The following is a 7,205-nucleotide window of genomic DNA, read 5'->3' on the forward strand; positions in this document are numbered from 1 at the left end:
GGTGCGTCCTTAGTGGTCGTGGCTTGCGCCGGACTTTTCGATGTCGGCACGAATCAGGTAGCTCTGCTCGGAAACGTACCGGGTTCCCGGCTTAAGCCCTTTCAGTACCTCCACGCGATCGCCATCGCGCCTACCCAGTTCAAGCATCCGCACCTCATAGCTGTTGCCCACTTGGGCGAATACCACGGTGAAGTCCCGAAAACGCTGCAGGCCCGATTCCTTTACTGTTAATGGAACCTCCGTTTCCGCGATGACGACTTCGGCGGATACGGCCATTCCTGGTCGCCACCTGCCCTCGCTGTTGGTAAGGGCCACACGTGCCACCACGGTCTGGCCAGCGCTGGCCAACGGAAGGATGCCCTGCAGCTTTCCCGTTGCTTCCAAACCGCCTGTTGCCGAGCGAATGGTCACCATCTGGCCTGGCGACAGTCGCTCGGCATCGCTTCCCAGCGCACGCAGGTCCACCCAGACCTCCGAAAGGTCGGCAATTTCAAACAGCGTGTTGTCGGCAGCGACATCGCCTACCGACGTGCTGCGCGCGAGTACGACTCCACTGAAAGGTGCCGTGACGGAGTAGGTCCGCATGCTGTCATTGCCCTCGACTGTGGCCAACGTCTGACCAGCCGAGACGCGTTGTCCCATCTCGACCGCCACACTGCGGACCACGCCAGGGAAGCGTGCCTTGACCGCAGCAAATCGGCCGGTGTCGACCGCGACGTTGCCCATGAGGGAAACGGTGTCCCGGATGGTCACCGGTTCGGCGGACTCGACCACGACACCTGCGTCGGCAGCGGCTTTCGGATCTATCGTGGTGCGCCCTTCATAGGAGGCGTAAGACCAGGCGTAGTTCTTTCCACCCACCACCGCATCGGCTTTGACATCAAAGGAATGCGGCTCGACCACCTCCCCGCTGCCGACCAGGTAGTCCTTCTCTGGAATAAAGCTGAAGTTGTTGACTTCGCCGTCCAGACGCTTGAGTTGTATCGTCGCTTTGACTTCTCCAGGTGCCAGCGGTTTGTCGTTGCGATAGGCATACAGCCGGAAATGAGGCGGGGTATTGGTTTCGTAAACAGTTACTTCAAGGGCGAAGTCGCCGTCGCGAAGCATGCGACCGCGATGCGGCCCTCGCTCATAGTCGCCTGCGGTCGCAGCAGTGTCCTCTGGCTTTGCTCGTTGCGACGATTCGTTGCCACCGCACGCAGCCAGGGCAATTGGAAGCAGGATCAGGAATACGTATCGGTTCATGGGCGAATGTCCAAGGCAGAAGCGGTGAGGCGGTCGGCCTCGACCAGGAGACGGAGATAGCGCGCGGCGGCTTCGACTTCCCGTTCGCGAAGATCGAAGAGCCTTTGCTGAGCCTGGCTGAGTACCAGGAAGGAGAAGCGTCCTTCCTCAAAGCCCCTGCGGCTCTGATCAAAGGCCTGCTGGGCCTTTGGCAACTGACGCTGGCGCACTGACTCCACTTCCGATTGCGCTTGCTTGAGCTGTTGGTAGATGCCAAACAGCTCCTGACGCATTTCCAGCATCTGCGCCTGGCGCCGGTATTTGAGAGAGGTGAGTTCGTAGTCCGCTTCAGCCACGGAGAAGTCCGATCGCCGACGGCTCCCCAACGGGACGGAGACGGACATCACCAGGCCGCTGTCCTTGGTGGCTTCCAGTCGGCGGATGCCGAGGCCAACGCTGACATCCGGCTTGGCGCTAGCGCGGGCGATCTCCCTCCTTGCATCTATAACTCCGGCTTGAGCGTCCAAGGCGCGCTGTTGTGGTGTCGTGGCGAGGCGCCGGCTCAGATCATCAAAATCATCCAGAGGGGGAAGGACCGCGGTATCCCCTGCAACCGAGCCGAAATCCGGACTTGGCGCCCCCCACGTGGCAGCCAGCGACATTCGCGCGCTTTCCAGAGCCTGCAATGCCTGCTCCCGCTTCAGCTCGGCATCGAGCAGGGCGATCTCGGCGGATCTCAGGTCCGAGTCGGGATTGCGGGCGGCCGCGACCCAACGGGCCACTTCACGGCGCATGGCGCTGGCCATTTTGATGCGCTCTTCGGCGTGCTCGACATGCTCCTGGGCGGCCAGCACGTCGACGAAACGCCCTGCGGCCAAAGTTGCGATAGCGATACGGGTGACGTCCGCTTCGCTTCGGGCAGCGTCCACCTCGGCGCCGCCGAGCGCTTGGCGCGCAGCCCGCTTCCCACCCAGTTCTAGAACCTTGGAGATGCGGAAGGTGGATTCGGCGGCGTCTAGGCCGCTCAGGCCGCCTGAGCCAGCCACGTTTTCAAGCTCGCCGCCCAGCACGAGCGGCGTAGGCAATGCCTCCCGGCCCGCCCGGCTTCTGACAGCTTCCAGTCGAGCGGTGTCTGCCTGGACGCTGGGATGGGTGCCGAGGGCGCGGGCGACCACATCCTCCAAGCGCAGCACTTCAGCGGCATGGCCAGGCACGGCCACACCGTAGGCGCCGGCTATGGCGAGCGCCCACAAACTACGTAATTTCACGGAAAATCTCCGACGATGGTCATGACGACGCGCTGCCGGCCAACATTGGGTGGACAGCGCGCTCAGGCCGCTACAGCGCGGCAGGTGTCGTCAGACGATCGGAGGTCTGAATGGCGAGCCGCGATGACCAGAGGGCTCATCGACGGAGTGCAGGCCGGGCAGTAAAGATGCCGGCGGAACAGTTGCTAGGTTCAGATTCGAAGACACCAGCATGCCGGCAAAGCTCACATCGGCCTGGTGAAGGACGCTGTGCACGCCCGATGCATGCTTCGGATCTACGTTGTCGCCAGTTCCAGGACCGTGTGAGTGCCCGTGCTCTGCCGTTGCAGCGATGTCGTGCTCGGCAGTATGGAGCTCGCCCTGTTGGATCACGATCGGCCGAACAACGACGCTCAACAGCATCAGCACGAAAAGGCTGAACCGGATGAGTCGACGGTGGCGGGCCGAGAAGGCGGACATGAAAGGAAGAATAGAGGCAGTCAAGCTGAGTTGTCGAGAGCCCTGAGTTGGAGCCCCCCCTGATCCAGTTATGGCTTGGCGCTCGAGGGAGGGCGTCGCTTAAGCCCACTCCGATCAGATCGCATTGCCTCAGGTATCGCCGCGCCTGCTGCCGCTTCTGGCCGATAGCGGCCGCCCAGTAAGGATGGTGCCGGCCAGAGGCTGGAACTGGGCCTCACTGCTCTCTGGAACCGCGTCCTCCAGGCTCGTTCCAACGTCGAATGGGGCCTGGCCCCTCTCTCAGGCGTTGGGCGATTCTGCGCTGCTTATGGGATTCAGTAAGACCATATCCGTACCACTAGGCTCACCGTTGGACTTTCAGGTTAAAAGGGCGCAGCGTTCGCTTCTCGCCCAACAGGGCCATTGATTTCGGAGAGCGCAGGTGAGCAGAACAAGTAATTCTCATCCACTGCAGATTGCGACGCTGCCTATCGGCGTGAATGGCGGTGCGATCGGCGTTACCTTTGCACCGGGAAAATATCAGGACGTCGCAATGACGGGGTCTTGGGCCCGAGACTTGGATATCGATCTGGCGTCGATAGTCGCGTGGGGAGCACAGCATCTGATCACGTTGATTGAGCCGTGGGAGTTCGAAGAGCTACGAATTACCTCCTTGGCAGAGCGTGCCAAAGCGCATGGCTTGATGTGGCACGGCCTACCGATTAAGGATGGTGCGGCTCCTGATGCACGGCTGCTTCTGCCATGGCAATCCACAGGACCCCAGTTCGCAGCCGAGCTCTTGTCCGGAAGCAGGATCGTGGTGCACTGCAAAGGAGGCCTAGGGCGAGCGGGGACCGTGGCGTCGATGCTTCTCATTGACACGGGCTGCGCTCCAGACGGCATCGATGCGATCGCTAAGGTGCGCTCGGTGCGCCCTGGTGCAGTGGAGACTGCGGAGCAGGAAGAATTCATCCTGAATTGGCCTGCTCGCAGAGCCTCAAGTCTGGGGGTAGTCGCAATGCCCGGCTAACCTACCCTTTACCGCCTTGGGCTGGAATACAAGAGGACGGAACTCCGCAGGTAGTCTGTAGGGAAGCCGCCGTAGGGGACGCAGTGCTGAACACTTTTCCTCGAACACATATAGTGCTGTTGCTCCTACTGCTTCGCCCGGCCCTCGCACGCGTTCCTCAACCTGTCGCCGGGCCTGGACTTCGAAACCAAGCTGTTCGCCAAGACCAACGCACCGCAGCTGCTGCGCAGGGAACTCTCGCGGCCGGCCTACACCCCGCAACCCATCGCGCTGGGCATCAACACCGACGCCTACCAGCCGATCGAACGCAAACTCAAGCTGACCCGCCAGCTCATCGAAGTGATGCTGGAAACCCAGCATCCGTTCTCGCTGATCACCAAGAACGCCCTGGTAGAGCGCGACATCGACCTGCTCGCGCCGCTGGCGGAGAAGAACCTGGTCAGCGTGCACTTCTCGGTCACCTCGCTCGACCCGCATCTTTCCGCACGGCTCGAACCCCGCGCCTCCGCCCCGCACGCGCGCCTGCGCGCCATGCGCCGCCTGCATGACGCCGGCATTCCAGTCGGTGTGATGGTCGCCCCGGTCATTCCCTGGATCAACGACGCCGAACTGGAGGCGGTACTGGAAGCCGCACGCGATGCCGGCGCCAGCACCGCCGGGTACGTGCTGCTGCGCCTGCCACTGGAAGTAGCCCCGCTCTTCCGCGACTGGCTCGACACGCACCACCCCGACCGCGCCGCGCACGTGATGAGCACCATCAACCAGCTGCGCGGCGGCAAGGACTACAACAGCGAGTTCGGCACCCGCATGCGCGGCGAAGGCGTCTACGCCGACCTGCTTTCGCACCGCTTCAAACTGGCGCGCAGGCGGCTTGGCTTCGATGCGCAGAACAGCCAGTGGCCGAAGTTGGACTGCACGAAATTCGTGCGGCCATTGCCGCCTCGCGAAGATTCGCCGCAGGGCTCGTTGTTCTAAAAGCGCGCCGTTGCTGCGTGCTACTTCGGCTTCTGCGCCTGGTCGCGGCGGAACAGCTCCCACTCATCCACCCGGGTGCCGTCCGGCAGGTGGCAGATGCCCCTCTGGTTGCCCTGTGCGTCCTTCTCGATCTCCACCTTTCCGCCTACCTTCTCGCAGTGCACTGAAGCCGGGTTGGCCATGCCCAACTGGGTCTCGTGCACTTCCTGGCTCTGCTGGGAACACCCCGCCAGGCCCGACAGGGCAAGTGCTGCCAGCATGATCACGTTGCTACGCATGAAGCTTTCTCCGCTGAAGGTGGCATCGACCCAACCCAGTGTTAAACCCCAGGTGTGAAATGCGTGTGTCGCATCGCCTCCGCACGGGACCCGGCTACTCAGGCCTTCAACTTGCAGCATCAAGCAAGCAATTCCGTCCGGGAAGTGCTAGCTCCAGTTGTCCAATTTTCTTATCACATAGCCGCCAAAGTCCTACGACGAGGAAGAAGAACCCCTATACCGCGGACCAGCAGGGAGCAACTAATCTTCACACGCGACTCAAGGAAGTCGTTCTACATCCCGCGCGGCCTCGTGCAGCCTTGACGCTAATGAAAGATGACCTCGCCCAAAGAAGCGAAACACCAAACAAGCTACGTCATGCTCATCAGCGCGGTCAGCAACGTCCTGATGTTCTCGTCACCAATCTACATGCTCCAGGTGTACGACAGCGTGCTTCCATCCGGAAGCCTCTTCACGCTTGCAATGCTTAGCGCGGCGCTGGCAGCCCTACTCCTACTCAACTGGACCCTCGAAGCGCGTCGTGGACAGATGCTGGTACTCCTCTCAGCCCGCATAGAGATCACTATCGCGGCGCGTCTCCACCAAAAGCTGATTGGCACGGAGCGCGGAGAGACCGCCGCATCAATTGCGATCTTCAAACAGCTCGATGAGGTTACAGCGTTCATTTCCTCGGGGCGCTTATGTCCTTACCTTGACATTCCTTGGTCACCGCTCTTCATCGTAAGCCTATTCTTCATAAGCCCATCGTTGGGAACACTATCGTGTGTCGGAATAGGGATCATCTCAGGGTTAGCTGCAGCTGCAGCGAGGACCTCGGCGCACCACTCCACGGAGCATCAAAGCAACCGGACGGAAGCGAATCGAATTCTGAGTGAGAGCGTGAACAACATCCACGCAGCACGCGCTATGGGAATGTGGCCAGTCCTGCGTCAACATTGGGAAAGCCAGCGACACGCTTACCTTAGGGGACATATCCACGCAGGATACTCCGCAGCTTTCCTTGGATCCACCTCCAAGACAGTGCGTCTGGCACTCCAGTCAGCGGCACTTGGCGTCGGCGCGTGGCTGGCCGTCGTAGGGGAGATTTCCCCCGGGATGATGATCGTATCGTCCATACTGATGGGGCGTGCGTTGACCCCCGTAGACCAAATAACAAGTACATGGAAAGAGGCGACTCGAGCGCGCCGCGCATGGAGACGAGTTCGGGGAGCTCTGAAGGGGTACTCACCAGAACGAGGCACACTCCCAGCGCGAACCTCGTGGCCCGCTTCAACGATCGAGTGCGGGATCGAATCATGCTCTCCGCCTGGCTGGAGGGGGGCACGTCCGGCGCTCAGCGCAATACAGTTCCGGCTTGAAGCGGGTGAAGTGCTTGGTGTGATAGGACCGTCCGGAGCTGGAAAAACGACGCTGCTTCAAGTCCTTACGGGAAACATCGATATCAACAACGGAGACGTCTGCATTGGAGGTGAAGCCTCTACACACTGGCGCGCCCGAAGCAATGTGATTGGATACCTGCTCCAGGACATAGCGCTGTTTGCCGGGACGATAAAGGAGAACATCACGAGGTTCGAAGATGCCGCGTCCAGTCAGGCGAGGTTGGAGGAGGCGATACACCTCGCGGGCCTGGAGCCACTACTAGCTCGTCTTGCCGAAGGCGGCGACACCCAGCTCGGACCAGGTGGACGTGGACTTTCTGTTGGTCAGCGGCAACGGGTCGCGCTGGCCAGGGCCGTATACGCACGGCCTGCCGTTGTGATCTTGGATGAACCTGGTTCACATCAGGATGCGTGCGGCCGAGCAGCTCTCATTGAGTGCATCAAGAAGCTGCGCCGCCTGGGAATAATAGTGATCGTGACAACCCACCAGATGGAGCTACTTTCAGCTACGGACAAAGTTCTTTCGTTGGAAAGCGGTCGCACCCGGCACCTTGGGGAAACTCGGAAGGCCCTGGAGTCATCAGGGTTCTACCCCGATATCACGGACGGTTCT

General features: G+C 61.0%; 6 protein-coding genes and 1 pseudogene. 3 read left to right on the forward strand and 4 right to left on the reverse strand.

Features of this window, described 5'->3' with window-relative positions; all coding sequences use genetic code 11:
* Nucleotides 1-9: 9 nt before the first annotated feature.
* The 3 genes from C2U58_RS18145 to C2U58_RS18155 form a co-directional block, all read right to left on the reverse strand.
* The gene (locus C2U58_RS18145) at nt 10-1,245 is read right to left on the reverse strand and encodes an efflux RND transporter periplasmic adaptor subunit (protein WP_102947121.1); all 1,236 of its coding nucleotides are present in this window, start codon (nt 1,243-1,245) and stop codon (nt 10-12) included.
* Entirely contained in the window at nt 1,242-2,492 is a 1,251-nt protein-coding gene (locus C2U58_RS18150; protein ID WP_012478646.1) for a TolC family protein, read from the reverse strand. The genes C2U58_RS18145 and C2U58_RS18150 overlap by 4 nt, the downstream gene beginning before the upstream one ends.
* Before the next feature lie 90 nt (nt 2,493-2,582).
* Nucleotides 2,583-2,975: a hypothetical protein gene (locus C2U58_RS18155; RefSeq protein ID WP_229298500.1), complete on the reverse strand. Its 393-nt coding sequence runs from the start codon at nt 2,973-2,975 to the stop codon at nt 2,583-2,585.
* A gap of 397 nt (nt 2,976-3,372) precedes the next feature.
* Between C2U58_RS18155 and C2U58_RS18160 the strand changes: the two genes are divergently transcribed.
* Nucleotides 3,373-3,960, forward strand: a complete 588-nt coding sequence (locus C2U58_RS18160) for a cyclin-dependent kinase inhibitor 3 family protein (RefSeq protein ID WP_012478648.1) — start codon at nt 3,373-3,375, stop codon at nt 3,958-3,960.
* A gap of 120 nt (nt 3,961-4,080) precedes the next feature.
* Nucleotides 4,081-4,935, forward strand: a pseudogene (locus C2U58_RS18165) (PA0069 family radical SAM protein); the annotation flags it as partial.
* Nucleotides 4,936-4,955: 20 nt separating this feature from the next.
* Here C2U58_RS18165 and C2U58_RS18170 read toward each other — a convergent pair.
* Complete coding sequence (locus C2U58_RS18170; protein ID WP_102947123.1) at nt 4,956-5,213, reverse strand: DUF333 domain-containing protein; 258 nt, start codon at nt 5,211-5,213, stop codon at nt 4,956-4,958.
* Between the two features lie 357 nt (nt 5,214-5,570).
* On the opposite strand from C2U58_RS18170, the gene C2U58_RS19930 reads away from it, so the two are divergent.
* A partial coding sequence (locus C2U58_RS19930) for an ATP-binding cassette domain-containing protein (RefSeq protein WP_172448189.1) occupies nt 5,571-7,205 on the forward strand: 1,635 nt, incomplete at its 3' end.

The sequence above is a fragment of the Stenotrophomonas sp. VV52 genome (assembly GCF_002893095.1).
In the GTDB taxonomy this organism is placed as follows: Bacteria; Pseudomonadota; Gammaproteobacteria; order Xanthomonadales; family Xanthomonadaceae; genus Stenotrophomonas; species Stenotrophomonas aracearum.

Bases quoted from the DNA above. Each gene is read 5' to 3' on its own strand.
- C2U58_RS18145 (WP_102947121.1), bottom strand. From the start codon at position 1,245: ATGAACCGATACGTATTCCTGATCCTGCTTCCAATTGCCCTGGCTGCG.
- C2U58_RS18170 (WP_102947123.1), bottom strand. From the start codon at position 5,213: ATGCGTAGCAACGTGATCATGCTGGCAGCACTTGCCCTGTCGGGCCTG.